At 52.6% G+C, this 24,737-nt stretch carries 29 protein-coding genes and 1 other RNA gene; 3 read left to right on the top strand and 27 right to left on the bottom strand.

Annotated features, from left to right (window positions below; translation table 11 throughout):
• Positions 1-374 precede the first annotated feature (374 nt).
• A complete protein-coding gene (locus tag KI809_RS16360; RefSeq protein WP_214172659.1) occupies positions 375-719 on the bottom strand; it encodes an HU family DNA-binding protein in 345 nt (114 codons plus the stop codon).
• A gap of 222 nt (positions 720-941) precedes the next feature.
• A complete protein-coding gene (locus KI809_RS16355) occupies positions 942-1,169 on the bottom strand; it encodes a hypothetical protein (protein WP_214172658.1) in 228 nt (75 codons plus the stop codon).
• A 298-nt stretch (positions 1,170-1,467) separates the two neighbouring features.
• Here KI809_RS16355 and KI809_RS16350 point away from each other — a divergent pair, with 298 nt between their 5' ends.
• Positions 1,468-1,881, top strand: a complete 414-nt coding sequence (locus tag KI809_RS16350) for a bacteriohemerythrin (protein ID WP_214172657.1) — start codon at positions 1,468-1,470, stop codon at positions 1,879-1,881.
• A 1-nt stretch (position 1,882) separates the two neighbouring features.
• On the opposite strand, the gene KI809_RS16345 is transcribed toward KI809_RS16350, so the two are convergent.
• The 8 genes from KI809_RS16345 to KI809_RS16310 all read right to left on the bottom strand — a co-directional run bounded on the left by KI809_RS16345 (position 1,883) and on the right by KI809_RS16310 (position 8,960).
• Entirely contained in the window at positions 1,883-2,332 is a 450-nt protein-coding gene (locus KI809_RS16345) for a MaoC/PaaZ C-terminal domain-containing protein (RefSeq protein ID WP_214172656.1), read from the bottom strand.
• Positions 2,333-2,346: 14 nt separating this feature from the next.
• Positions 2,347-3,225 (bottom strand): radical SAM protein, encoded by an 879-nt coding sequence (locus tag KI809_RS16340; protein ID WP_214172735.1) that lies wholly within the window; start codon positions 3,223-3,225, stop codon positions 2,347-2,349.
• 4 nt (positions 3,226-3,229) lie between these two features.
• Positions 3,230-3,835 (bottom strand): DUF3750 domain-containing protein, encoded by a 606-nt coding sequence (locus KI809_RS16335; RefSeq protein WP_246559461.1) that lies wholly within the window; start codon positions 3,833-3,835, stop codon positions 3,230-3,232.
• Between the two features lie 30 nt (positions 3,836-3,865).
• A complete protein-coding gene (locus tag KI809_RS16330) occupies positions 3,866-5,107 on the bottom strand; it encodes a M48 family metallopeptidase (protein WP_214172655.1) in 1,242 nt (413 codons plus the stop codon).
• A 67-nt stretch (positions 5,108-5,174) separates the two neighbouring features.
• A complete protein-coding gene (locus KI809_RS16325) occupies positions 5,175-5,942 on the bottom strand; it encodes a LolA family protein (protein ID WP_214172654.1) in 768 nt (255 codons plus the stop codon).
• Between the two features lie 154 nt (positions 5,943-6,096).
• Positions 6,097-7,356 carry an MFS transporter gene (locus tag KI809_RS16320; protein ID WP_281416926.1) on the bottom strand — a complete coding sequence of 420 codons (1,260 nt, stop codon included), beginning with the start codon at positions 7,354-7,356 and terminating at the stop codon, positions 6,097-6,099.
• 111 nt (positions 7,357-7,467) lie between these two features.
• Positions 7,468-7,818: a phage holin family protein gene (locus tag KI809_RS16315; protein WP_214172652.1), complete on the bottom strand. Its 351-nt coding sequence runs from the start codon at positions 7,816-7,818 to the stop codon at positions 7,468-7,470.
• Positions 7,819-7,997: 179 nt separating this feature from the next.
• Complete coding sequence (locus tag KI809_RS16310) at positions 7,998-8,960, bottom strand: carboxypeptidase-like regulatory domain-containing protein (protein ID WP_214172651.1); 963 nt, start codon at positions 8,958-8,960, stop codon at positions 7,998-8,000.
• A 390-nt stretch (positions 8,961-9,350) separates the two neighbouring features.
• On the opposite strand from KI809_RS16310, the gene KI809_RS16305 reads away from it, so the two are divergent.
• On the top strand, positions 9,351-10,154 hold the full coding sequence (locus tag KI809_RS16305; RefSeq protein ID WP_214172650.1) for a PEP-CTERM sorting domain-containing protein: 804 nt from the start codon (positions 9,351-9,353) through the stop codon (positions 10,152-10,154).
• 39 nt (positions 10,155-10,193) lie between these two features.
• Positions 10,194-10,964, top strand: a complete 771-nt coding sequence (locus KI809_RS16300) for a carbonic anhydrase (RefSeq protein WP_214172649.1) — start codon at positions 10,194-10,196, stop codon at positions 10,962-10,964.
• A 114-nt stretch (positions 10,965-11,078) separates the two neighbouring features.
• Here KI809_RS16300 and KI809_RS16295 read toward each other — a convergent pair whose 3' ends face one another.
• The 17 genes from KI809_RS16295 to KI809_RS16215 form a co-directional block, all read right to left on the bottom strand.
• Entirely contained in the window at positions 11,079-11,672 is a 594-nt protein-coding gene (locus KI809_RS16295; RefSeq protein WP_214172648.1) for a hypothetical protein, read from the bottom strand.
• Between the two features lie 43 nt (positions 11,673-11,715).
• Positions 11,716-12,273: a hypothetical protein gene (locus tag KI809_RS16290; protein ID WP_214172647.1), complete on the bottom strand. Its 558-nt coding sequence runs from the start codon at positions 12,271-12,273 to the stop codon at positions 11,716-11,718.
• Positions 12,270-13,022, bottom strand: a complete 753-nt coding sequence (locus tag KI809_RS16285; protein ID WP_214172646.1) for an alpha/beta fold hydrolase — start codon at positions 13,020-13,022, stop codon at positions 12,270-12,272. Before KI809_RS16285 ends, KI809_RS16290 begins: the two co-directional genes overlap by 4 nt.
• A gap of 125 nt (positions 13,023-13,147) precedes the next feature.
• Entirely contained in the window at positions 13,148-13,669 is a 522-nt protein-coding gene (locus KI809_RS16280; RefSeq protein WP_214172645.1) for a ribonuclease H, read from the bottom strand.
• Positions 13,670-13,692: 23 nt separating this feature from the next.
• Positions 13,693-13,905: a hypothetical protein gene (locus KI809_RS16275; protein ID WP_214172644.1), complete on the bottom strand. Its 213-nt coding sequence runs from the start codon at positions 13,903-13,905 to the stop codon at positions 13,693-13,695.
• Positions 13,906-14,181: 276 nt separating this feature from the next.
• A complete protein-coding gene (locus KI809_RS16270; protein WP_214172643.1) occupies positions 14,182-14,688 on the bottom strand; it encodes a hypothetical protein in 507 nt (168 codons plus the stop codon).
• On the bottom strand, positions 14,689-15,648 hold the full coding sequence (locus KI809_RS16265; protein WP_214172642.1) for an ROK family protein: 960 nt from the start codon (positions 15,646-15,648) through the stop codon (positions 14,689-14,691).
• Positions 15,649-15,703: 55 nt separating this feature from the next.
• A complete protein-coding gene (locus KI809_RS16260) occupies positions 15,704-15,994 on the bottom strand; it encodes a nucleotidyltransferase family protein (RefSeq protein ID WP_214172641.1) in 291 nt (96 codons plus the stop codon).
• Positions 15,991-16,404, bottom strand: a complete 414-nt coding sequence (locus tag KI809_RS16255) for a nucleotidyltransferase substrate binding protein (protein WP_214172640.1) — start codon at positions 16,402-16,404, stop codon at positions 15,991-15,993. Before KI809_RS16255 ends, KI809_RS16260 begins: the two co-directional genes overlap by 4 nt.
• Positions 16,405-16,531: 127 nt before the next feature.
• Positions 16,532-16,884: a transfer-messenger RNA gene (ssrA, locus tag KI809_RS16250) on the bottom strand.
• Positions 16,885-16,960: 76 nt separating this feature from the next.
• The gene (locus KI809_RS16245) at positions 16,961-17,098 is read right to left on the bottom strand and encodes a hypothetical protein (protein WP_214172639.1); all 138 of its coding nucleotides are present in this window, start codon (positions 17,096-17,098) and stop codon (positions 16,961-16,963) included.
• Between the two features lie 168 nt (positions 17,099-17,266).
• Complete coding sequence (gene smpB / locus KI809_RS16240; RefSeq protein WP_214172638.1) at positions 17,267-17,725, bottom strand: SsrA-binding protein SmpB; 459 nt, start codon at positions 17,723-17,725, stop codon at positions 17,267-17,269.
• A 44-nt stretch (positions 17,726-17,769) separates the two neighbouring features.
• Positions 17,770-19,017 carry an amidohydrolase family protein gene (locus KI809_RS16235; RefSeq protein ID WP_214172637.1) on the bottom strand — a complete coding sequence of 416 codons (1,248 nt, stop codon included), beginning with the start codon at positions 19,015-19,017 and terminating at the stop codon, positions 17,770-17,772.
• An 84-nt stretch (positions 19,018-19,101) separates the two neighbouring features.
• Positions 19,102-20,799, bottom strand: a complete 1,698-nt coding sequence (panP, locus tag KI809_RS16230; protein WP_214172636.1) for a pyridoxal-dependent aspartate 1-decarboxylase PanP — start codon at positions 20,797-20,799, stop codon at positions 19,102-19,104.
• 5 nt (positions 20,800-20,804) lie between these two features.
• Positions 20,805-21,656 (bottom strand): pantoate--beta-alanine ligase, encoded by an 852-nt coding sequence (gene panC / locus KI809_RS16225; protein WP_214172635.1) that lies wholly within the window; start codon positions 21,654-21,656, stop codon positions 20,805-20,807.
• A gap of 1 nt (position 21,657) precedes the next feature.
• Positions 21,658-22,461: a 3-methyl-2-oxobutanoate hydroxymethyltransferase gene (gene panB / locus KI809_RS16220; RefSeq protein ID WP_214172634.1), complete on the bottom strand. Its 804-nt coding sequence runs from the start codon at positions 22,459-22,461 to the stop codon at positions 21,658-21,660.
• Between the two features lie 227 nt (positions 22,462-22,688).
• Positions 22,689-24,680 (bottom strand): methyl-accepting chemotaxis protein, encoded by a 1,992-nt coding sequence (locus KI809_RS16215; protein WP_214172633.1) that lies wholly within the window; start codon positions 24,678-24,680, stop codon positions 22,689-22,691.
• Positions 24,681-24,737 lie beyond the last annotated feature (57 nt).

Genomic DNA, 24,737 nt, shown 5'->3' with positions numbered 1-24,737 from the left:
GGAGCCCTTTCTGGTTGTTAATGAAGGTCTCAAGACAGAATAACCAACCATCCTGACTCTCAAACTAATAGATCATACTCCCAATAAATTTAAAAAAACAGACTGTTATTTTGCCATAGGAGAGGATAAAGTTAATTCACATGCAACAAACGTCTCAACAAAAGGAGGGCAATAATTATCGAGAATAATGACAGTCCACCACAAAATAACCGTTACAGGGAAGTTGAGTCACGCCGGAGGTAAGTAGGGCCGGTATCTTCGATGAAATCGAAAAGTTACGAAACACGCATAGCGAAGCCCACCAAATATCTTGGTGGGCTTTTCATGTTCGGGCTAACAATAGAGCCCGGGGTAACTACAAAATGAAGAATATCTTAACCCTTCCGGCGCCTCACCTCAAAAGTCTTGGAGGCGGGTGTTTTCTTCTCCTGCTTGCATTCAAATTTGCACGCATCAAGGTCTTTGAGGAATTTGCCGGTTGTGAACTTCCCTACCCTTTTGGCCGCTATCTTCATCTCTTTGCCAGTCTGCGGGTTCCTGCCGGTCCGTGCCGCTCTCTTGACTGACGAGAAGGTGCCAAAGCCTACGAGAGTGACTTTACCGTCTGTCACCAGTTCCTTAATCACGATGCATTGAAACGCTGCTACGGCAGATTCTGCTTGAGCTTTGGTGAGTTTTGCCTTCTCTGCGATTTTGGCGATCAGTTCTGCTTTAGTCATGTCCTCTCCTTTACAAATAGATGATGGTAGGGAGGATAACAGATTAATTACTGGATACAAACCGTGCAGATTGCCATCCAATTCCGCCGGGCAAGGCCTTGAAGACACAGAGCTTTGAGTTCCGGATGGACGATAACCTTCTAATATAAACCAAGATTTATGGCCCAAAATAACAAAGCCGCATCCGAGGATGCGGCTTTGTTCCAGCATGAGTTGTGGTGATTACTTCGCTGCCGGGGCTTCAGCAGGCTTGGTTTCTTCTTTTTTCTCTGCCTTTTTGGCTTTTTTTGCTTTCTTGGCTTTTTTGGCCTTCTTGACCGGAGCTTTTTCTTCCTTGGTAATAGCTGGGTGACCAGCTGGCATTGCAGGTGCTGGTTCAGCTGCACATACGATCCCGGCGAAAGAGAGTGCTACGATAGCTGCTACGAGGGTTGAAAGGACTTTTTTCATTTGAGTATCCTCCGTTAATTTTGATTCCTGTATTTGGATAAAGCATATGCTATGCCACACAATAACCCAGCCACAACACTCTGAAATAAATAAACTTTACCAAAAAGAGCATTGAAAGCCGGGGAATAATCACCTGAAAACATCCATGGACCACCTCGTTTGCGGTAGCTAAATAGATGATGCTATAATTTGTGTAACTTTCTTAGTGGCCAGGCTAGCAAAGAGGTATAGACTCACCCCGTTATGCCTGTTGCAAATGTTGAGTCACTTAGATTGAAAATATCCTGGGGGGAAGAATATGCCGGTGTTTATGGAGTGGAGTGACAAGTATCTGCTGGGGGTAAAAGAATTTGATGAGCATCATGAGCACCTGGTGGAGCTAATGAACAAGTCATACGACCTTTTCAAGAACCAGGCGCCGCAGGCCAGACTTGAGATGATCCTTGATGAGTTATTTGAATATACTGCCTACCATTTTGCTGCCGAAGAAAAGTGGATGGCTGAGCACTCTTACCCAAAACTTGCCGAGCATAAAGAGGAGCATGCCCTGTTCCGACAAAAGATCATCGAGTTCCAGCATGCCTTTCACGATGGTCAGCCAACCATTAAAGTGGATCTCTATGCGTACCTTGCCAAATGGTTGATTGCACACATTCAGGAAAAGGATCCCGACTACGGCAGCTTCAATGCCGGCAAGGGTGACAAACAATAATTCATACAGGCCGACAGGCGAGCATGTACCTGAAGCCGGTTGCCAGAACAACCTCTTCCCGTTGATTCGTCACATGATACTTCACCGTTGCCACGCCCTGCATCGGTTTGCTCTTTGAGCGCTTGAGGTCTGCCCAGTGGGCATTAATGGTCAAGAGATCATCAGGCCTGACGACATTCGGCAATGATACCTTCTCCATCTCCAGACCAATGATGACTTCATGGTCGCTCAAGGCTTCCACCAACGACCTGGTACACATTGCCAGGGTATGCAGTGAGGACGCAATTATCCCACCGAAACGGGTTGCTGCCGCCGCGTTGGGATCGACATGGAATAGCTGAGGATCGTACTTCTTGGCAAACTCGATGATTTCGTCAATGGTCAGGGTAAATGGGCGACATGCGAGCGGATCCCCCTCGCGCAGGTCATCCCAATAACATTTTTCGCTCAAAACTCTCCCTTTCTCTAGTACTCTTCTTGATATTCCGGCACTCCATCGAGGAATCCCGGGTATCTTGCGGCCTGCACCATTGCGGCATCCAGCTCCGCAATCAGCCGTTCCCGGTCTTTGGGGTAGCTCCCGGCAAGATTCAGGAAGTTGGAAACATGGTTGGAGCGGAGGATGGTGCGCGAAGGGTTGAGAAACGACAGCAGCTCGCGTGCTTCCAGCATCAGTTCGCGGCGGGTGCACTGGACCAGCGAGCGAACAAACTCTTGGTTGTGGCGGTGGAACAGCGTCAGCAGCGAAAAGTACTCCGGATTGACCCGGTTGACCCATTCTGCGGTATGTCGGGCATGCTCAAGGCTTCGCTCCCGGCCTGCAAGGCCAAGGATGGCGGTCACTGAAAGTTTCATCCCGGCTTCGCGAGCCTTGATCGCCTGCTCCGCCATCCCGTCTGCCGTAAATCCCTTCCGAACAGTTGCCAGGGTTTCGTCGTCTCCCGACTCCAGTCCGAAATAGAGGATCCGCAGTTTCTTTGCCCGGAGGCTGGCAAGCTGATCGCAGCTTTTGGTCAGCAGACTGTTGGGTGAGGCATATGAACCGACTCTGGCGAGGTTGGGGAAAGTTTCCGCCATGGTGTCGAGAAGGGTAATAAGTCCATCGAACGGATAGACCAGCGCGTCGCCATCGGCGATGAAGATCCGATCCACGGCAGGCCTGAAAGGGGCGGCGATGCCTTGGATCTCGGCGATCAGCTCTTCCAGGGGCCTGATGCGGAAACTCTTCCCCTTGTACATGCCGCAAAAGGTGCAGCTGTTCTGGGAACAGCCGACCGTTATCTGGAAAATGAGGCTTCTTGCCTCGCTCGGTGGCCGGAAGAGCGGTTCTTCGTAACGGGGCATGGCATTAATTCGCATAGCCGCTCCCGATGGCCGTGAATGGCAGCTCAAGTCCAAGTTCCGGAACCTTCTTGGCAATCCAGGCAATAAAGGTATTACTGTTCGGCCCGGGGAATGCTTTATAGGTATCCGGCCACGGGTAGCTGCGGGCTGCCTGGTCAACGGCTGGAATCAGCTTTTCCGCTTTTTCGCCCCTGAGCTCCTTGAGCAGACGTGGGCGCTCGCCAAACCAGTATCGGTCGGGAAGGTCCTTTTCAATGCGAACCATGGGTATCCCCCGTTTTTGCCTCCAACCGATCAACTCGTACACCGTATATGACGTACCGTTTGCCGGTTTGACCGAGATCCAGGTATGTACGGCAAACCAGCCGCGCCATCCCCAGGTGGGAGCAGCGTAGGCTTGCAATACCGCCTCCTTGGTCACGGCCGGGTCAGGCGCAATCCCGGCAGGTTCACGGCTGGCGGTTCGCCAGTCCTTGGCGGCACATCCGGCTACGGTTACGACCAGACATATAATAATCAGAAATCTAGACATCTTCACTGTAATTCCTTTTACTGTTTCGGCAGTTACGACATGCCGGATGGCATCGAGCTTGTCGGACAGCTCTTCCATCCGACACCACCAGATCCCGCCGATGATGAATCATGGGGCATTTAACTGTCTCAAGCTACGCACCCGTTCCACAACCGGTGGATGTGAGTAGTAAAACCCTGCATACAGAGGATGTGGGTGAAGATTGGAGAGATTCTCAGCCGACAGCTTGATGAGGGCTGAGGCAAGCGATTCGGGATCGCCGGTAATAGCGCAGGCAAACCGATCGGCCTCCCGTTCATGTCTACGCGACAGCCAGGCCGATAACGGGGTGAAAGGGAACATCAACAGCGAAGCGATGAACCCCAAGATCATCAGCCGTGCAAAAAATGACCCCCCTTCCATACCCACTAACCCAGTTAACCCTTCCCAGCGCACAGCCTGCCAGGCGCACCACATCCCCCCCAGCAGCATCCCCTCTGCGACAACCAACCGTTTAAGGATATGGCGCAGCTTCCAATGACCGATCTCGTGGGCAAGCACCGCCACTATTTCGGCATGGGTCATCTGCTCAATAAGGGTGTCAAAGAGCACGATCCGCTTCACCTTGCCGATTCCGGTGAAATAGGCATTGCTGTGTCGGCTCCGTTTGGAGGCATCCATCTTCATAACCCGCCCGACCTTAAGTCCTGCCTTGCCCATCATGGCTGCAATCTCTTCGGTCAACCCCGGCTCATCGACCGGCTCGAATTTGTTGAACAGCGGCTCGATCACGTACGGCGAGAGAAACATCATGACAAGAGTGAACATGGCCATAACTCCCCATAACCAGAGCCACCAGTGCAGAGGGCTCCATTCAATCAGCCAAAGAGAGACAGAGATGATCAGGGCAAGCAAGATTGAGCCGATAACCTGCGATTTAAGCAGATCAGCAGCCCAGATACGGAGCGTGCTGGTGTTGAATCCGTGGCGAGCCTCGACCACGAAGGTGCTGTACAGAGTGAACGGAAGCTCCAGAATCGCCTGTGTCCAGGTGAGGATCAAGAAGAAGAGCAGTCCCTGAACAATGAAGGAGTCACTCATTCCGGCCACGAAGCGATCATACATCGGCAGCAATCCGGCAAAGAGAAAAAGGATCAGCAACGTGTTATCAAACAGAGATTCCCACAGCCCCAGACGGCTGCTGTCAATGGTGTAGGCAGAGGTTTTGGCCAGAGTCTCCTGACTTATTGCATCGGCAAAACCATCCGGGACAGTCGCCCCATACTGCTTCAGATGGCGAAGATTGATGTGGCGCAGCCAGTACGTGAATGCGGTTGTAGCGGCAAAAAGCAGTAACAGAGATACTTTCAAAATCTACCTTTCATGTTACAGATGGCCGAAGATCGGTATCAAAACGGGATAATGGGTGGCTTTGCGCTTATTTCTCTTTGGTCCTAAGAGGATCGGGAGCAAACTTCTCTTTGGGAATATCGCTATTGATCCGTATCTCAGACAAGGTAATGACCGACAGCTTCATCTCACCCGCATAGTTGATGAGACGAAACGGAAAGAGTACTTTACCGACCACTCTGAAATCCTCATATTCGGTAGCTAGCTCGCTTGAACCCATCCCCATATCGAAATCCGACGCCACCCGAACAATCAGCCGCTTCTCCGGGTCAATGTAAACTCTCAGTTGCGGTGCCCCGTTAACCGCCACCAGCAGAAGGTCAACCTGCTTGCCCCGGTACTCTTTCTTTCCGCCGTAAGACACGGAATAACTCTTGTCGGCCAACCCCATGGGAAGGTCGAGATAGCTGTACTGGTAGATCATCGACTGCATAGTGATCGGCCTAGCCTCTTTGAGGGCTTCAGGGCTCCCCTGCCAACCTTTGCCGCCATCAAGGACTCGCGCTTCGCCTCCTTGGTCAGGCATGATCTCTATCCGCAGTTTTTGCGGCCGGGCATAATAGCGGGCATATTCACCTTTTTTCTCTTTCATGAAATCGGTAATTGTCCCTTTGGCCACCACCGACTTTACTTTTAAGACTGAGCCCTTACCACCATAAGCTTCAAGTACCGATGTAACGATACGGCTCAGCTGATTTGCAGACCGGTCCTCGGCATTAGCGATGGCTGGAAAGCATAAGATTGCGAGCAAGACGCCGCTAGCAGTTCTCCGAAGCAATGATTTTAAAGCATTCATGCAGTTACCCTCGCGGAATCAGTTTTTGACGACATTGTGCAGCTGTTCGTAGCATACAAGTCCGGTAATCATTGGACACTAAAGGACAACACAAAAAGAAAAGCCTCTATTTATTGAGACATTCAACACTTTTTCCCTCCATACCACGCACCATTCAAACATTGGCAACATGGAGTTTCCTTGATACCTGCCGTTCGATGAAGAACATCATGCCAAGAGTAATGAGCATGGTGCAGGCCGTGACATAGCCAACAGTGTCAAAATGCTGCAGTGGTGCATTTTTAGCCGGCTGATAAACAATGAGGCCGGCAACGAAAGATGCAACTCCTCCGGCAACCTGCTGGGTGGCCGAGTTTATACCCATGTATGCCCCTCTGTCCTTCATCTCAGGCACGCCAGAGATAAGCGCGGAAGAAGAAATCATACGGGAGGATATTCCTATCCAGAGAAAAACATTGGTTACGATGACCGTCCAAATCGAAACAGGTCCGAGATGAGTGTAGATTATTACCATTATCATCGACAGAAGGCTGCCTATCACAAACAACCGGTACTTGCCAATGCTGTCAGCCAGTCTCCCCAATAGTGGACCGGTAAAAATGGAAACAACCCCAGTAACAAGAAAAATCAGCGACAGGTGGGTTTCCGGAATGAGGACATTATCCACCAAAAATGCGCTGCTGAAAGGCATGATCATGAATCCTCCCGTAGCAAGCAGCATCGTCGCAATGAACCCTCGGATGTAGAAAGGGTTTGATGCCGTATGCCAGAGGTGCTGAAACGCGCTTTTGTCCTGACTCCCTTTGAGATGGGCAGTAACCGGCTTTAGTTTCAAGGCGATGACCACCCCGACCAGTGCCGCAATTGCCGCAATCATCAGGAACGGTGCATGCCAATTGAAATAGGTGGCAAGGAAAAGTCCCAGCGGAATACCCAGTACCTGGCTGGCCGAAAAAGCCATCTGTACGAATCCCATCACCCGGCCACGAACCTCCATCTTGAAGATGTCGGTTATTATTGCGAACGATATGGAGCCAATTACGCCACCAAAGATCCCTGTAATGACCCTTGCACAGAGTAACATCACATAGCTATTAGCAATCCCGCAAAAGAGAGTGCCAATGACGAACCCCGCGTAGAAGAACAGCAACATCCTCTTCCGGTCAAATTTGTCGGCAAATCCAGCCGCGCACAGGCCTGATGCTCCGGCACTGAATGCATATGCTGAAACGGCCAACCCGAACTGAGAGGTCGAAATGCCTAAATCTGGCATGAGTATGGCCCCTAGCGGTGACATAACCATAAAGTCAAGGATGACGGTGAATTGGAGAAACGCCAGAATCGCAATTACGAATTTTTCGTAAGGCGTAAAGAGATGTTTGGGATTGTTCAAATAGGGGCCTATTACTTCCATAGTGTAAGAGGGCTTGGTCCCTCAAATTTCTTAGTGCCAAGTTTATGTCAGGATCGCTTTTATTTCAGGTGTCTTCCTGCAGGACTACCCCAGGTAAGAAGCTTCTTTAAATCAGTCTCTAGATGGTCTTACTATGAGATTGAGGATGAAACTGATGACACTGAAAGCGAACGCACCAAGCATCGCACTACCGAAACCGGTCACATTGAATCCGGGAACAATCCAGGAGGCAAGAGCGAAGATAACGCCATTCACAACGAAAGTGAAGAGTCCGAGGGTAAGGATCGTTATCGGCAGAGAGAAAAAGGAGATGATTGGTCGTAATGTCGCATTGAGTAAACCAAGCACTAGGGAGGAGACCACAAGGTTTTCAATTCCCGCAACGCTGATACCAGGTACAAGGTGAACCACTGCATAGAGCGTCACGGCATTGACTATGAGTTTCAGGAGAAAGCCGATCATTATTTACTCCCTTCTTTAAGCATCACGATATGACGTCCAGAAGTTATTTCTGATTTTATCACCTTCGAGTTTATTAGCAGGTACAGGAAGTCGTGAACTTCCGTATGCTGCGGCTACAGTTGCGGAAGGATCTGTGATATTTGCCACAGATCCTTATTAAAGCTGGATTAGCTGTAGGCTTATTGTTTAGACGGGTTCAAAGCCAGATCCATTGAAACATCAGAAAATATTGCAACGCCCGAATACACCCTGTTTTCATGAGACATCCCTGACGGTGATATGATCTGAATTTCATAGGAAGGATTCGGAAGAAGCGTGATGGAATAATACCCTTTTTCATCAGAAGTAACGGTATCATCTCCCATATCTGATTCATAATTATAAGTGATGCCTTCATTACTCCAACTGTAGGTTCTGGGAGCAGTTTTCACCCGTACTCCACCCACTGGCATACCAGTATGATCAGTCGTCCTTCCCCTAAGAACAGGAAAATGCGGCAAGACGATAACGGGGAGCGACAATGAATTAAGCGGTGCGTGGAACAGTATATTGCTGATCGACCATTCAACCTTGATCGGAATTTCTGCGGTTTGTTGGGCTGCCGGTGAAGATACATTCGCATTGAAAACTGTCCCGGCAGGCATACTGTTTTCACTTATCAACGTTACAAAGTATTTGCCAGAGAGGTCAGTTAAGCCGCTGCCAAAATTCTCACCGGAATCGATAATGACACGCATATTGTGTGCTGCAGTCCCTAGCTCTGTCTTTACATATCCTGTAATGGTTGTGGATGATGTTGAATCCTTAGTCAGAACAATATTCTGGATTACATTTGAATTACTTACTTCTATTCCGTTTACATATGAAACAGCATGTTCACTGTCAGTTGGTGGAGTAATCTCTAAATTGTATTTACCTTTTTCAACTGTACCTGAATAATAACCTTTTGAATCTGAAGTCACACTTTTTATCGGAGACAGAGTTAATGAATCAACTATTATTATTGATGCTTCTGGCAGGGGCGCACTTCCACCATATATTATGCCGCTGACGGTATAGGCCAGGTTTTCTGCAACCGCAGAAACAGTAAAGCAGCCGATGCATAACAGCACCGACAACAGCCTACAGAAATTACCCTTCACAAAAACACTCCTTGATCAACTCAAAAAGCACAGTCAAATCTACCTGATATTCACACATATCATAATTGTGGCTTTCGGCAAAGTCGGGAAACATCAGATTGATTGTCGGAAAAATTTACACTAAAAAACGACTGTATTTCATAATTAATGAAAACTCCAAAATCAACATACCCATTAAACGGCCTATTAGCTGAATACTCTCCGATAAAGTCACTCTAGTAACTACAAATATAAATGGCAAAACTGTCGAAAAGTCTTACTTTATTAATTCTCGGTAACCGACCACTGTTGAGGGATAAATATATCATGTCGAATTTTTTAATGAAATTGACAATGGCGCAAACATTGCTTAATGAAACCCCAAACAATGTTCTCTTATTGGAGGTTAATATGATTACGCTGAAGTCAAATAGGATAATGGTAGCAGTTGCTGGGCTTTTGTCTTTGGCAATAATGCTTAGTACAGCGTTTGATGCATATGCAATCTCCGGAGCCCAAAGTTCGGCATCAGTATCCGTTGACCCTTTCAATGATCCAAGAATGATCATAAACCGGGTAACCACAGAGACAATAACCACATCAAGCTCGCCGTCCGACTTCCAAATCAACAGCACTCAAAGTAACATATGGGAAGATGCTCTGGTTGAGTCAACTATCTCAGACGGTCCATACAAGCTTTCTACCTCGACCGCTTCATCAAGCGGTTCCATGGTAAATCAGCTCTCACTTGCTCTTTCCGATGCTGGCGGAGATTATTCGGCAAATGCTCAGACAGTTCATGATATCGATTTTCAGATTGGCCTGGGAGGCGCACTGCAAGCCACAGCATTCTATGATGTCCTTCTGCAACTTTATGCGGACAACGGCAAAGAGAGCGCCTCAGGGTATCTCCTTGCAGGCATCTACCTGCGCAATCTGACGCAGTTAACCGAGTCATCTGATGTCGTTCAATTCAGCTATTCCACCAGCACCTTTCCCGAAGAATACTTTACCTCACTTCAGGGCTCTCTCTCCACCTCATTGGACTTTGCCACCGGCGACTATGGCTCGTTCCGGGTTATAGTCGACGGTAATGCTTTCGCCTCATCTCAGCCCGCACAGTCGGCTGACCCGGTACCGGAACCTTCAACGCTTGCGCTGTTCGGAATCGGAGCTATCGGAGCTGCCTTAGTAAGGAAACGCTCGCGCAGGTGATTATTGCCCCTTCGGGGATCAACCAAAAAGGAGGAATATATGAACCCATGTAAACTGTTTTTCACCAAAGGGATAGCACTAGTTGGTCTGCTGCTTTCTGTCGCGCTGTCATGGGCCGCTACCCCCACAACGCTCACCCCTGAACAGGCATTCGCCCAACTTCAGGCAGGCAATGCCCAGTTTATAAAGGGGCGGGTACTCCACCTTACCGCCCAGAGCCAGCCATCAGTCAGAATCAATGCCGGCACCAACGGGCAAAACCCTTACGCTGCGATCCTTGGTTGCATGGACTCCAGAGTTCCACCTGAAATCATCTTTGATCGGGGCCTCAATGAAATTTTCTCAGTAAGGGATGGCGGAAACGTTTTGGGGGATATCGAGATCGGTAGTTTAGAGTATGCTGTTGAGCATGTCGGTGTGCCTCTTATCGTTATCCTTGGCCACAGTAAATGCGGGGCTGTCACCTCATCGGTCGACTACTACCTCATGAACGGTAATACCCCTCTGACAGTCCCAGCACCAGGATACGGATACATCGGCAGTCTCGTCAATTCTCTACTGCCCCCAATAAATACCAGATATAATAAAGGTACTCACGACCGGGCCCCGCTTATCGAGGAATCCATAACCGAGAATGTCACCGAAGTCGCTGACTCGCTCTATCGTAAGTCAACTATTATAAGAGAATATGTAGAATATGGTGTGCCTGGAACAAGGCCGTTACAAAAAGTAAAAATCGTTACTGGCAAGTATGACGTCGTTACCGGTGTTGTGACCTGGATCCCGTGGAATCCGCCTGCAATACCCTAATACAAGCTTTCACCCCTTGCTTTATTTTGAAGAAAAAAGGCCGCCTCCTAAAAAGGAGCGGCCTTTATCATTTACATCCGACACCGATTCGGACGTTTGTATCATGTCCTCAATTCACCGGAACTTGAACTCCGTCCTTAATCCCAGCTGCATATCAAACAGGTGCTTGACCTCAGACACCGAATAGTTCCCATTAAACCTTGCACCAACTCCCTTAATGTTAACGGTATCTCCAATATGCAAAGATCCGTTAACTCCCGCAACAGCCTGTCCAGACTTCTTCCCGAGAAAATGACCAATGGTAATCTCTCTCAGTGATTGGCCATAAGTAATTTCCCATGACTTCGGAACCCTCAGCCTCGTCCCTGTACTGCGTAAAAGAAATTCAGATGTAATGCATATTGATGAAGCACTGTGCTGCGTTTGGATTGTTGATATGCCGGATATAACTCCTGAGAACATGCTGGTATTACCCAATTTGACCTGAAACTGCTTTCCTGGATCGAATTGTGGGTTATCGGTATAGAGAAATCCAACCCCACTACTTGATTGCCCCCAGTTGTTGAAGGTCACATCACAATTAATGCTGCCCTGAGTTTCCAGGATAACCAGAGATTGTAGATCAGTTGCCAGTTGAATATTGGCAGTGCCGTCAACGGCAAAGGTCGGTCGAGCTGCGTTAATGCTGGGACCCCATTTGTCAGTCATTCTAGAACCCTCCAAGAAACAGCAAAATTCATGTTTGCCGGGACTACATCGTGTGACGCGGAAACTTCGAGCGAACCAGCTTGATAATCGTAGGGACACTGAACATGACAACGAGGATTATCAGCATGGTGATGTTCGGGTCCTCGATGACAGTGTTCAGCTTCAGGGTGCTGATGGCAATAACCGCAAAATAAAGCATATCCCCGGCAATGGCGATGGTCCAGCCGGCAAGGAAGCCATGACCGGCAGCATGGGCTGTTGCCCGACCGGTCATCGGGTCAACACCGAAGGCGATCATGATAAGACCGATGGGACCGGCTCCGGTACCGCTCATATGATGGACGCTGCGGGCAGTGGCAGCCTTCATGGCGGCGGCAACGCGACCCAGGAAGGATATCTTGCTGCAGATGTAGGCCAGCAGGCGCAGTACCGGTTCAAACAACAATGCCAGAATGATGTCGGAAACCAGATAGAGTAGCGCAGTGACCGGCCATGCCACCCCCTTGGTCTGGGCAAGCATGACACCTGCCGGGATGCCGCCACCAACCGGAATCAGGAAAAGTTTCAGCACGGATAGCATGTTTGTTGTTGCTTCGGTCATTTTTCAGCCTGTTCAATCCAGTAGATCTGCTTGTGGATACATACCATCAGTTCTGCCATTCTTGCTTCGGCATCAGCCTTGACCTGGTACTCACCGACCAGGAACCGATGGCCGTTATCGTCCTGTCGCCATAACTGCCAGGTCATTGCAAGGTGCTCATCTATCAGCCGGGCAACTGCATCTGCGAGCTCAAGACCAAGATCATGGCTGCCGCCGTTCAGGACGTGTAACTCGGCATGTGGCAGTAAGGATCTGAGCTTTTCCCCTACGCTAGGCGGGCTGATCGGATCACAATCCCCCCAGAGCAGCAATACAGGGATATCCAGGGTGCCCAGCTGGTCAGTAAGATCAACCGAATAGTCGGCAAACCATTCCGGATAGGTTGGATTTGCCGCCATGAATGCGGGGCGCCAGTTTTGGGCGCCGAGCGCTGCAAGATTCATCCCTCCAGATGTGGCCGTCAGCACCAGATGGGTGACCAAGCCCGGTTTTTCCAAAGTCGCAAGTAACGCAATGACGCCACCCATTGACTGGGCGATCAAGACTGACGGGCCTGTAATTTCAGCGGTGACGAGCCTGACCAGGTCATCGATCCCCTGGATTGTCGGATCAGGGGGTGTAGGGCCAAAACCGGGCCAACCGAAATGAATCTTATCTCCGGGAATAGTCAAGATATCGGCAACGGGTCGCCAGAAGTCGGTGTTGCCCGAGGCACCAGGAAGAAACAGGATTCTTTGCGGAGTTATCATAATCACCCTGAAATCTGACGATGAATCATACACGCTTGTCCAGCCAGACTACGCTTTGTGCGGCGCCTTGCGCTTGGTGGCGTCGGCCCAGGTTGGGCCGGGGGCGCGGCCCAAGAAGGCCGGATTTATTCAGCCAACCAGCGTCCCAGCTCACGGCGCGCACAACGGTCGACCGCGGCAAAGATCTGCTGCACGTTGTCTTGGGCAGCAGTGCGGCAGTGCCCGGCTAACTTGACGACCTCGAAACCGAGTTCATCGCCGGCTGCGAAAAATGCGCGGTAAAGTGCAGAGTTGCTCAGGGGTCTTCTGGAGTGCACTGCGGAGAAGCCGTGCTTCTCCAGCCGCTCCCGACGCCCGGCCAGGCCGACAATACACTGGGAGTCAGTATAAAGCCGCAGACCGCCGCGCTCCACCGGTGCTATCTGCTCCCGGTAGATTGACACACCCCACAAGAGTGTCTGCAGTTCCAGTTGTGTCGATGACGTATCGGTAAAACGCCGGTACTGACAGCGCATGGCGAGTTCATTGAGGTCAGGCTCCGAGAGAGAAGACTCAAGAAACGCAGCGGGCAACAGCAGACAAACGCCGACACCGAGCCGCTGCTGTGGATTGACGCTGCCGTCGGTAAAAAGAACATGACTGACCACTAGCAGACCTCATGAATCGCATTTTATCGTGTATCTTCCCATTTGCAGCCGCTGCGCTTGATGCTGACAACCGTGCCGTTCTCTTCTTCGAGCCGCAGATTAGAACCTTCATGAAATTGCTTGCGCCCTGCCCTGCGTTTTGCGTCCGTTAATTTCCTGGCCGTAAATGTATAAGTTTCACCTTCGCTATTAAAAACGAGGTTATCCGATTGCCGTAAAACATACGTTGTATTCATGGTGTCCTCCTGTTGAACGACAAGTAATTAAGGTATCACAAAACGAAGAATAATGGTTACAGTCGCCATTCGCGGCGATGTTCGGCCAGATACTTAAGCCGAGGAGTTGCAACGCCGCCAGGGAGCAAAAGATGCGGAATTGAAAGGCATGAACTGACAGCAGGAGCGGCTTGTGCGGAGCCTTGCGCTTGGGGGCTTCGGTCCAGGTCGAGCCGGGGCGCGGTTTAGAGTCCGCTTCTGTCAGGGTAAAGCCCCTTGGCGATCTTCACTTCCATATCAATGCCGTTGCAGCTCCCTGGGGAGGGAATCGAGCCAGCCGAGATGCAGCAACCCCCACAGGCCGATCATGATAGCCTCTGCCGCATCATGCCTGAGGGAGGTGGGGCGTCGGGCTCCGCTCCAGTCGATCACCCGGCGCGCCAGCTCGCCGGCGTATCTCTTGGCATCCGCGCCTGACCGCTGCTCGCGATCATGCAGGAACAGCGGCCGCCACCGCTCGGCGCCGATCCGGACTACGGTAATACCTCTGCGCTCCGCCTCACGCTCCCAGACGGTCGCCAGATTGCCCCCACCTTCAAGCACCACAGCCTCAAGATCGCCGATCGACGCAAAAATCCCCGGCAAGCCGTGCCGCAACCGTTCCGTGGTCCCGAAGTTGTGGGAGCGGTACCAGACTAGCCTGCCACTGCCGGCAAACAGGGCCAGACCGGTACGAAGCCCCAGGTCCACCGCCAGCAGCGACCGGCTTGCGTCAGTCGAACCGGTAATGTTTCCGGACCGCATTCAGGACGGTCCAGCGGCACGACATCCCGGCCCGTGGCGGCCGATCCACGCAGCACCAAACACGCCGGCGGAATCTCCCAACCGGTTTTTCAGGATCGGGGTGCGGAGATCGTTGTGAAAGGCATACTGCCGCACCCGGTCAACACCGATCGTATAGATCTCATCGATATTGGAAAGCCCCCCACCCAGCACGACGGCGTCGGGATCGAGCGTGGAGATCAATCCGCCGAGACAGCGCCCGAAGTCATCCAGGAACCGGTCAAAGGCTTTCCTGCAGAGGGGGTCGCCAGCACGGGCCTTCTCGATGATCCGGTCCATCGATAACGAGATGCCATGCTCACGCTGAAAGGAGTTCTCGACGCCGGAGCCGCTGATCAGCGTCTCCACGCAGCCCCGGTTGCCGCAGTAGCATGCCGCCCCCTGGGGGTCAACGGAATAGTGGCCCCATTCGCCGGAGATCCGGTGCGGCCCCTCCCGGACCATGCCGTTGCAGAAGATCCCCCCGCCACACCCGGTTCCCATAATGACCCCGAATACCAGGCCGTACCCCTGCCCTGCTCCGCTCAGGCACTCGGCAAGGGTGAAGCAGTCGGCGTCGTTGCGCACCTGTACAGGTCTATCGAGCAGCTGCTCCAGGTCTCTTTTTAGCGGATGTCCGATCAGGCAGGTGGAGTTGGCATTGCGCACAAGGCCGGTATGTTCGTCAAGGGAGCCGGGGATACCAACCCCGACGGTGCAGGCTTCATCAGGGCCGAGTCGTTCGATTGCATGGCCGACCATAGCGGCAACAGCCGAGAGGATCGCCCGGTACCCTTCATCGCGGGGTGTCGGTATCCGTTCGCGGAAGAGCACCGTATCATCCGGTGCGAGCAGGATCGCCTCGATCTTGGTCCCACCCAGGTCGATGCCGACGCTGAACCTTTCGTCACGAGTTCTATCGCAGGGGGGCGTTGGGGTCATACCGACATACTGCAACTTGCCTGTTTTTGTAGATATTTTGGCCGGCGAGTGAGAATCACAGACCCACCGCCGTCTTGCGGATGATCTGCCGAAACGACTCGCTGGTGGTCGCCCAATCCACCACATCAACCTTGAAGGGAAGTTCCGACTCATCAAAGTCGTTTTCAAGCAAAGCAAGCTGTCTGAGGTCAAGCGGAATGTCGCCAATAACGGCAAGATCGAGGTCGGAAAACTCTTTGGCGTTCCCGGTTGCGCGGGAACCGAAAACCCAAACCTCCCGGTCGGGCAGATTCCTGCGCAGAATGGCCCTGATCGTTTCAAGATGTTGTGGGGCCACGTCGATCATGGGCGTGGCATCTTCTCGGTCAGCCTGTCGATCAGGTAACGCGCTTCCTGTAGAAATTCCGGGACGATACTGAATACTTCACGGGCCTTTTCCTCATCATAGGTGTGACTAGTGGAGCCGCGCGCCTTACGGTAGCGCACCCAGGTATCCCAGCCTGACAAAAGCAATCCCTGTTCACTACCGGTGCGAATAAGCGTCTGGAAAGACATGCCATCCACCTCTTCGGGGTTGGGCAAGGTAGCCTCAAGATAGCGCTTGAGCATCTTCCAGGAGATCTCATAGGTGTATTCAAACCGCTGGATCACGCCATCCCGCAGCAACTCGCTGTCTGGCGATGCCTGCGACTCCCGCAATCCTGCATCCAACTGTGCGATCGCCTTATCCAGTGATTTAAAGTCAAGAACTCCCATAGGACTGGCCCCTTCGATGCATAAATAAGGTCACTTCGCCGCTCCTGCGCCCGTTGGGCTACGGCGGGCAGTGCAAAAAAAAGGCTCCGACTAGCATTATCATGCCAGCCGAAGCCTTGGCGAAGGCTGGTGGAGGTGCCGGGAGTCGAACCCGGGTCCGAAAGTCATCCACAGAAGGCGTCTACATGCTTGTACCAGTTTTTGATTTAACCCCCTGAAACTCCACTGGCCGGGATTTTCAGGAAGCGGTCCTGCTAAGGTTTCGCTTCAGATACGCAGGCTCTCTCATCGGCTATCCCACATTAATGACGATCTGTCCTTCCCAGCGGGAGTGAGTCGGCAGATCGGTAGCAGGTTATTAAGCTGCTACGGCGTAATTATAGTTATCGGCGTCTATAAACGCTCGGATTGTTTAACGAGCCACCCGAACCTCGGCATGCAACCTTTGCTTATTACCCCCGTCGAAACCTTTACACCCCCATATCGGATCCGGAAAAAGTCCATCTGCTGTGTTATGCTCGGCCTTCGTCGTTACGACGTACCTTACAGGTACGACTCACTCCTCTTGCCTCTCAAGCCTTGCATCTGGAGCTTTTTGCGAATCCTCATCCTCTAAATCCGGAAAAAGTCCATCTGCTGCGTTACGCTCGGCTTTCCACTCTAAAAATACTGCTGAGGAAACCTTCTGGTTCACCCGGCTTACTCCCTGCTTACACTTGGTAAGCGTCGGTTGCTATGCTTCGTGTGACTTCCAGAATGACTTCCTCAGTAGGCCGTGCTATCTACTCAGGATTTCTTCTTACTATCTGCTACTTCCTTCTAATTCAATATAACACTTTATTGAGCGCATTGCAAACCGGCATCACCCGCGGTGGCGCTCCTTGAGCGCCTGGGCAAGCTCACGTTTATGGTCTTTTTGTTTCAAATCCTCGCGCTTGTCGTACAGCTTCTTACCCTTTGCCAAGCCTAGTTCTACCTTTACCAGGCCATTCTTAAAGTAAAGCCTCAGGGGAACCAGGGCATAACCCCGTTCCTGGGTCTTGATGAAAAGCTTGCCGATTTCGGCCAGGTGAAGCAGCAGTTTGCGCGGCCGGTCAGGATCGTGGTTCTCGCGGTTGCCGAAATCATACGGCGGGATATTGAGGTTGTGCAGAAAGACCTCGCCGCCACGCACCAGGGCAAAGGAGTCGCCCATGTTGGCCTTGCCGGCCCGAAGCGATTTGACCTCGGTCCCTTTGAGCGATATCCCGGCCTCGAATTTCTCTTCGATGAAATATTCGTGAAAAGCCTTCTTGTTGTTGCAGATCAGTTTTTCGCCCATGGGACCGGATAGTAGCAAACTGTTGGGGATACTGCAAGGGAAGCCTATGGATTGAAGTCGACCCCGGCCAGGTAGACCTTTGAGACCACTGCGGCTTCAAGGAGGGTATCGGCGATGGTCTGCGCTGCCATGGATGCCGGGGTTGCAAGGATCTGGATGTCGGCCCGCTTGCCCTGCTCAAGGGTTCCGGCCCGCCCATCCAGGTGCAGAACCTTGGCGCCGCCAATGGTGGCCATCTCCAGCAGCTCTTCTGCGGTGAACATGCGGGGGTAGCGCTCATGGAGAAAGCGGATTTCGTCCCACAGGGAGAGGGAATCGTTGCTGGCCAGCGAATCGGTGCCAATGGCCAGTGGGATCCTGCTCCCCCTGAACAGCATCAGCGGTGGGGTCCCGACAACCAGCCGGTCGTTGCTGCGGGGACAGATCACCACGGAAACGCCACGGTCGCGCAGGATGCCGACATCCCCTGGGGTGACATGCACGCAATGAACGCAGGTGGTCATCGGCGTCAGGACTCCGAGGGCGTCGAGATAGGCAACCGGCGACATGCGCCGCGGCGGCGGCAGGTACGCTGCCCATCCGGCCATGGTGAAGATGTCCTCGGCAATCCGTCCGGTGGCGTCAAACCAGAAATCTATCTCATCGGACGATTCAGCGAGGTGGATCATGGTCGGCAGGCCGGAGGAATGGGCGAAGCCGGTCATATCCCTCATGAACTGCTCGGAAAGGGTGTGCGGAGTATGGGGAGAGACCCCGGGAACAAGGGCATCACCGGAAAATGACTCTATCGCCGCAGCGATTTCGGCCCTTCTCTCCTCGCATTTTACCGGGTCATGGCCAATGGCTTCGAGATAAACCCTGCCGGCTACCGGTAGTTTGAGGTAATCGGGGAGGTGCGTCAGGCTGCTCAGGATATCGCCGACAGTCGTTGTCCCTGCCGCGAGGGAGATTCTTGCCCCTTCGACAAGCGAATGGAGCAGTTCTTCGCTCGAAAGCCCCCTGCTGATCTTGACCACCTGCACAATCCAGTCAACATACTGCCTGGGCATGTAATCAAGCCCCTTGCGGATCTTCCACGAGGGGAAATGGGTTAGCTCCAGGTGGGTATGGGCGTTCACCATGCCGGGCATGAGAACGCACCCCGGGTGGTCTTCGACCGGCCAGGGGAATTCCCCCCGCAACTGGTCAAGGGTGCCGACAGCGATTATCTGCCCGTCACGCACGGCAACAGCACCGCCGACAACAGGCGCAGAGCCTGGGTTATAAAGGTATGACGCAGCAATGATCTTCATAATGAAAGTTTACCAGTGAAATAAAAAAGGGCAAACAGAATGATCTGTCTGCCCCCGAGATGCAAGAGTCTCAGCCCTCTTAAGTCATGTTCGTCCTGCGGAGCAACATTTTCGCTGCTGCTGAGCAGTTGTTCCGTCACAACCCTGACCGACACAGAGCTCCTCAATCTGCCGCAATAACGATTGAATCTCCGGTTGCTGCACGATTTCGCACTGTTCCTCCAGCACTGACTGCAGGATCTCCTCGGTCGTCAAGGGATTTGCCAGGACCACGCGCAGGACCGTGAGTTCACCATCATAGTGGTCGATACGCAGCCGTGTCCTGGAGACAAAGGTCTTGCCTGCTTCCCGCTGGTATTTCTGCAGTAACTGGCAGACCTGGTCAAGCAGAGCGTTGATCTCAACGACCTGTTCGACCGTTGCCTCAGCCAACGACTGTTGTACCGCCAGAGGGCAGTAGCGATAGGTGAGGATATTCAACTCCGGATCGCTGGTCAGTTCAAAATCGGGATGGTGTCGGATCATATCGGCAAAGGTTCGTGCCCGTTCAATCCCCATGTCGATAAGAAGCTCGTATCCCTTGCGACCGATGATCGAGAACCCGGCATGGACGAGCATTGCTTTTCCCGGCCGCGACCCTTCAAGGGTATGGCTGCCCAGATCCTTCGAGCCATGACGCAGGATATAGTTGGCATGATGCTCTATCGCCGACAAGGCGGTAGGATCCCGGAAAACGACCATCCCTGCCCCCATTGGGACATACAGCTGCTTGTGCGCATCAATGGTAATCGAATCTGCCCGCTCGATGCCGCTGAGCAGTGGGCGGTAGCGGTCAGAGAACAGGGTCGGACCTCCCCAGGCAGCGTCTACATGAAAATGGCAGCCCAGTTCCTGGGCAAAATCCGCCAACTTCTCCAGGGGATCGATGTTGCCGGTTTCAGTGGTACCGGCGATGCCGATCAGGGCCAGCGGCAGGATGTTCCGGTCCTGCAGACGCTGGCACTCGTCTCTCAGCAGCTTGAGGTCGACGCGGTTGTTCGCATCGGTCTTCACCTTGATCAGATTATCCCGACCGAGGCCGAGCAGATCGGCAGCCTTGCCGAATGAGTAGTGACCGCGTTCCGAGACCAGAACGGCAATCCCGTCTGCCCCGCGATGCTTCAAGGCAGCAGCAAGCCCTTCCTGGGCAATACCGCGGAAAGCCCCGTCAGGAGCAAAGAGCCGATTTCGCGCCACCCACAGCGCCGTAACATTGGCAATGGTGCCGCCGGAGCAAAAGGCTCCCAAGGCATGCTGGCTGTTGTGGATCCATTGCCGGTAAAAACCGTCATCGCGGCGATACACCAGGTGATGCAGCATGGCAAGCACCTGCCGCTCCATCGGAGTAAAGGCCTTGGAGGTTTCCACCTTGACCAGGTTCTGGTTGAGCGCAGTCATCAGCCGCGACAGGGGGAGCATGAAGTACGGCAGCGCCGAGGTCATGTGACCGACAAAACCTGGGGCAGCGGTATGGACCGAATGGGCGACCAGGTTTTCTTTGACGAATTCCGTGTATTCTGAAACGTAGGTAGGCTCTTCGGGAATGGCAGCGGAGGAGAACATCGCCTCGATCTCTTCCAGGTTTCGTTCGATGGCGACTATATGATTCTGCAAAAAACCGGTGACGTCATCGGTTATTGCCTTGTCGATAGCACCAAGGGTGGAATCGGGGGCTTCCGGCACAGTAAAGATCCGGTAAAGATTTTCCAGATTGGCACGGGCAGCGTCGCGATTCTTCGGCATTATCGTCAGTCATCCTCTCCGAGCAGGCAGTTGTCGATGAGTCTGGTAGCTCCGACCCTTACTGCCAGGGCCAGCAGCGTGCGATCATCTACCGTGGCGACCTTTTCCAGCGTCTCGTCTGCGCGGAGTTCTACGTAGTCGATGGTTGCGCTAGGTTCAGCCAGGATAATATTTTGGACCAGCTGCTTGAGGCGCTCTGCATCCCGCTCTCCAGAATGATAGGCAGCGCGAACCGACTGCAACGACCTGCTGAGGCAGAGTGCGCTTGTCCGCTCCTCCGATGACAGGTACTTGTTGCGCGAGCTCATGGCCAGGCCGTCCTGCTCGCGGATGATCGGCATCCCGACAACTTCCACCGGCATGTTCAGGTCCACCGTCATCTGCCTGATGACCGCGAGCTGCTGAAAATCCTTCTTCCCGAACAGGGCAATATGAGGCTGAACAATATTGAACAGCTTGCAGACCACGGTGGTGACTCCGCGAAAGTGCCCCGGCCTGCTGGCACCACAGAGTGGCAGCGTCAGTTCTGCCACATCCACAAAGGTCTGGTAGCCTGCCGGATACATCCCGACAGGAGACGGGGTAAAAACCACATCAACCCCGGCAGCAGCCGCAATATGGGTATCTCGCTCCATGTCGCGCGGATACTTGTCGAAATCCTCGCCAACGCCAAACTGGGTGGGATTGACAAAAATACTGAGCACCAGCAGGTCGCCGCGCTTTCTCCCCTCATGCAGGAGCGAGGCATGCCCTTCGTGCAGGAACCCCATTGTCGGGACAAAGGATATCCTTTTCCCTTCCCCTCTGGCGGCAATAGCAAGGGTCTGCATTTCTTTTATGTCGGATATGATTTTCATGTCAGTTGAAGGAATGGGCCTCGGTCGGGAACTCTCCGCTCCTGACTTCGGCAATATAGGCGCTTACCGCGTCCGCTATCAGCGCCCGGCCGTCCGCATAGCGTTTGACAAACTTGGGGGAATATTTCTCACAAAGACCGAGGATGTCGTGCAGCACCAGAACCTGGCCGTCACACCCAGGCCCGGCGCCGATGCCGATGGTCGGGATGGTGAGAGCTTCGGTTATCTTTCGCGCCAGTTTCTGGGGTATTCCTTCCAGGGTCACGGCAAAAGCACCCGCCGCCTCCACAGCTAAGGCATCGGCCATGAGCCGGTCGGCCTGCTCCTCCTTTTTACCCTGAACGCGGTATCCCCCCATCCGGTGGATCGACTGCGGGGTCAGGCCGATATGCCCCATGACCGGGATGTCCATCGAAGTGATAGCCCGGATGGTATCGGCCATGTTGGTGCCACCCTCCAGCTTCACTGCTGCCGCTCCCCCCTCTTTGATGAGTCGCCCGGCATTGAGACGGGCAGTGGGGATATCGACCTGGTAGGAGAGAAACGGCATGTCCGCCACCACCATCGCCCGCGGGGTGGCCCTCATCACCGCCCGGCTGTGATAGATGATTTCGTCAACAGTAACCGGCAGGGTGTTCTCATGACCGGCAACCACAACCCCCAGGGAATCGCCGACAAGAATGACATCGATGCCGCAACCGTCCATAATCCTGGCTGTCGGATAATCGTAGCAGGTGAGTACGGTTATCGGTGTCCCTTCGTCCTTCATCTTCTGAATATCAAGTATGGTTACCTGCTTGCGCATTGTGCCCCAAAAAAAAACGCCCTCCGGAACAGAGGGCGTTTTCCATGCGCACGAGGTAGAATCCTCGAAAAAGTCGCTGGCTATTGCCTCCCGTCCCGGTTCAACTCTGAATCCAGGCGGTATGAAATATAAAAACAGGTGAGGGTTAACAGCTCCGCTCCTGTAGCGGGCCTTGCCTCACCTGTTTCGATTTAACATAACAGGGTTATACCTGTCTACACTTTTTATTATTCGCTGAACTCTTTCATCATCTCCAGTTCTTTCACCACGGCAACGCTTTCACTGCGGCGTTTTTCCAGATCTTCGAAGATTCCCAGCACCATCTTGCCCACAGACTCTACCGCATGCTTTATCTCTTTGCCATCGTCTACCTGGCGCCCGGTGGCGCCAGCCATCTCCTGGGTCATATCCTTGATGGTATTGACTGCCCTGAGGATGTTGCGGGTAGCGTTGGCCTGTTCCTTCGAGGCGGTAAAAATCTGGGTGGTCATCGTACTGACATCCTCAATGGAGCGGGTCACCATTTGTACGCTTTTGGCCTGCTCCTCTGTGGAGATCCTGATCTGGTTGGTCATATCCATGGCCTGGTTGGAGCTTTCGAGAATAACCTTGAGCGATTCCCCGGTTTCCTGGCCGAGCATAACCCCTTTTTGCACCAGATCCTTGGTCAGCGTCACGTTGCTCGCCGCTGCCCGGGACTCGGTCATGATCTCCTCAACGATTCCGGTAATCTCACCGGTCGATTGACCGGTCTGTAGCGACAGATTGCGGATTTCGTCGGCAACAACGCCGAAACTTTTGCCGTACTCGCCGGCTTGGGCGGCAATAATCGAGGCATTAAGGGCCAGCAGATTGGTCCTTTTGGTGATGTCGTTGATTACTCCGACGATCCCTTCAATTCGGCTGCTGTTTTCGGCTAGCCGCTTGATCCCGGCGTATGACAGCTCTACCGAATTCTGAATCTCGGCCAACGAGGCAATCGTCTCTTCGACAATGGCGCTGCTTCGATCGGCTTGCGATTTTACCTGACTTGACACCTTGTGGGAAACTACCGTGTTCTTTTCAACCGTGAAAAGGGTCGCATTAATCTCTTCCATGGCCGAAACCGATTTTTCTACGGTCTCGGACAAGGCATCCAGATTGCGACTCACCTGCTCGATAGCGACTGAAATCTCACCGACCGAGGCGCTGGTGTCATCAATGGCGGTCATTACGTTTTCTGCGGCCCCGGCAATATGGGCGGTATTATCGCTGAGAGAATCGACATACCCTTTGAGATTGATCACTGTTTTGGAATGGCTTTCCCGATTTTTAAGCAGGGCGGCAAAGGTATTGCCCAGCTCCAGGGTAAGGGTATCAATCGATTTGACCAAGTTGATCCTGGTAAGAGAGGATGCTGCCTGATCGGCAAAAAGTTTAACGGTGTCCAGATCCGAGTCGTTCAGGGGACGCTTGCTGTGCTTGTTGTCGACACCAAAGACCCCTACCGATTCGCCTTTGATGATTATCGGACAAAGGATGAAACTTTTGGACCTCAAGGGCTCGATGGTATCATAGGGTGGCTTGATCTGGTATTCGGTAGGATAGCTTCTCATGTCCTCCACGAGGAACGGCTTTTTCTCCACCATACATTTATAGATGATCCCTGCTCTTTCATCAAACGGCAGAACTGCTGAATGCGGGTCAAACCCTTCAGTGCGGGCATTGACCGCAAACCTGAGCGTAGAGTGAAGTTCATCGGCAATCAGGATATTGACCCGCTCATAGCCCAGCACTTCGCTCAACCCCTCGGCACACAGTTTTAAAACTTCCTGGGAATCAATGGTCTTCTGGATCCGGCTGCTTATCTGGTGAAAGCTCTTGATGCTGTTATCCAGAGCCTTGAAGCGGGTTTCAAAAAGCTCTTTTTGCAGGACTATCTTTTTATTCAGATCCTCGGTCTCATGCTTCTGCTCCTTGAGTTCGTCGCTGTTGCGACCGACCAGATAGCCAAGCCCCCCCATGACGGCGCTGGTGCCGAAAAACATGTAAATATACAGAGATATCTGCTCCGAACTCCGGGAAGCGTCTTCGTAAATGCGGACAAAAAACGACTTCGATCCGTCACCGAAAAAGATGGCACTAAGAATTGCCCACATGATCGGGGCTCCCACGCCGAACAGGATTCCCATTATCAGATAACGCAATGATTTCGAATAGGACGCGTCGCTATTTTTCATAAGACGGAGTGAACCTCCCGAATATTTTCAATTTAATGTCTGATGATGCGGGCTCCA

Origin of the sequence: Geoanaerobacter pelophilus, from assembly GCF_018476885.1 — a bacterium.
Taxonomy (GTDB): domain Bacteria; phylum Desulfobacterota; class Desulfuromonadia; order Geobacterales; family DSM-12255; genus Geoanaerobacter; species Geoanaerobacter pelophilus.
Note: the sequence above shows the minus strand (reverse complement) of the source record. Positions and strands in the feature narration are given on the sequence as shown.